Annotated in this window: 2 protein-coding genes; both read right to left on the bottom strand. The window is 61.0% G+C overall.

Features of this window, described 5'->3' with window-relative positions:
* Window positions 1-577 precede the first annotated feature (577 nt).
* Window positions 578-1,006 carry a hypothetical protein gene (locus SX243_26045; protein MDY7096448.1) on the bottom strand — a complete coding sequence of 143 codons (429 nt, stop codon included), beginning with the start codon at window positions 1,004-1,006 and terminating at the stop codon, window positions 578-580.
* A partial coding sequence (locus SX243_26040) for a hypothetical protein (GenBank protein ID MDY7096447.1) occupies window positions 1,003-2,143 on the bottom strand: 1,141 nt, incomplete at its 5' end. The genes SX243_26045 and SX243_26040, both read right to left, overlap by 4 nt.

Raw genomic sequence — 2,143 nt, 5'->3', positions numbered from 1 at the left:
GCGCCTTCAGTTTGAGGCAGTCTCCGCCTTTGATCCCGAGGACAAGGCCGTCGCCAAGGTCATCATCGAGAGCCTGATCCTCAGAAACCAGTCCAAGCGCTGGATCCGTCGCGAGGAGGCTAGCTAGCTGAGGTGCTGATCGATGATCAAGCTCCAACTCCTAAAGAACGCGCTCGACTTCATCGATTCCGCGGTTGAGCATCTCGCCAGCAACCCGTCCCCTCGGGACCTCGAGTACGCCATCATCAACCTAGCCATGGGTATCTAGCTGCTCTTCAAGGCCAGGCTCGCTGAAGAGCACTGGGCGCTTCTCGTCACCAATCCGGAGAAGCTGGCGGCAACTTCCTAAGGTCCTAAAACCTGGCACTGAAGCCAGCCAGGCTCCGCCCGAGCCCTGCCTCGCACCACCCGAGCGACCCACCGACTCAGTTCAGTGACACCACCTTCCTCGGCCGTCAACCTCAGAAGCCACAGCAACCGCGACTCGGACTGCGTCTCCTACGCATTTCCACTGCCGCAACTCCCATTGGGGCAGTACACTACGCATGAACTGAGCAGGCGGAAGCCTTGGTTGACCTCAAGCCGGCTCGTCGGCCTTCGACGCCGTGTACTCCGCCTCAACTGCGTCTACCAGCGCCAGGTGATCATCGGCCGAGAAGGGAATCTTCGCTTTCTTGAAGGCCGGCGCCGCCATTGCCACCGCCTCGCGCATTGCCCAGAAGATGAAGCGCTCTGGGTCCTCCGCTTCGAGCTCCTCCTCCGGCACCGCCACCTGAATCATCAGCAGCTTCTTCTTTCGAGAGAACGTGCCCGAACGTAACCCATTAAAGTCAACAGCGCTCAGGTTTCCAGGCAGGTGAAACACAACGTTGAGTGACGCCTCAGAACCGATGGAGGAAGTGCCCCGTCTGGCCTGAATAGCCAGGCCGATCCTGGAAGCCGCATGTTCCATGGGGCTGTGCTCGGCGTCGGGCCCACCAGTGACGATCCCAACGTACAGGCTCACAAACCACCCCCGGCTCCAGCCCAAGGTTCGAGGTTCAGAGGACCGGGATTGGTCTCCACAAGAAGTCGCTCACGTTGCAGCATCGAACGACGAGGACCTTGATCGAAGAGCCGTAAACGCTTGTCAAGGAGGAAGTCAGCGGGATAGCGTGCTCGAGGATTCTGCGTGATCCCCCACTTCAGGAGATTCCCTTCCAGGTCCTCAAGGCGATAGAGAAAGGCCGTTCTCGGACTCATCAAGGAGTTCCCGTGCACACTGTCTACCGCGCGGCTCCACTGTGCAAAACCAGATCGCGGCTGATAGAGGGTAGCGCCGGTACTTCCCGGCCGGTGCGCCCTCATGAACCGCCTAAACTGCGCCGTCGTAGGTGTACCCTCGATCCCCGCGCGACCCTTCCACGCCTTGTAGGCCGCGAGGCGCTGCTCGAGAGCGGGGTTGATCGCTCCCCTCCCTGGGGCAACCGGCACTTCGAAATCTGCGGCATACCTAAACTGACGCGCGACCTCCTCGGCACCTTCGCCTAGCCCTTCCCGCGCAGCAACTCCGAAGTCACTGAAATCAGCGAGGCGGGCAAGCCTCGTAGTGCCAACGCCTGTCACCAGGTGTATGCCTGCGTTCGTCCAGGCAGCCGCCGTCGGGCTCATGCCGGCTTGCATCAGCTTTCGCTCGACCATGGTGGCCGAGGGTGTGCCGAGGAAAATCGTGATCAGACCTGTCGAAAGCTCGTCGGCACCGAGCGCAATTAGCGCGGATGACGTGCCGAGTGAGCTCACAAACGCCAGTGAACCAGCGGCGATCTCCGCAACACCAGAGACAGCCTGGAGCCCCCCGACCAGGTTGGTCCCAGCGCGATCACTAAGACCCCGGTACATCTCTGCGCTCTCGCCAGGCGAGAGGTCCTTCGCCCAGTGGCTATAGACGTCTCCGAAGCGAGCGGTCCGCAGCCCGAAGCGATCCACGAAGTTCAACGGATCAAAGTTGAAGGCCTGGTAGAGGTTGGTGGAGTCGATGGGTCCTAGGGGATCAGGTTGGAGGAAGTTTCGGGAGGACCCGTCATACGTACTGCTGGGGGGTTCGTACTCGCCCAGGTGCGCCGGAAACAGCCGGAAGCGCTGGTGGGTCTGTGATTGCGTTGCC

It is taken from the genome of Acidobacteriota bacterium, assembly GCA_034211275.1.
In the GTDB taxonomy this organism is placed as follows: Bacteria; Acidobacteriota; Thermoanaerobaculia; order Multivoradales; family JAHZIX01; genus JAGQSE01.
This window is presented reverse-complemented; position numbering and strand designations above follow the sequence as displayed.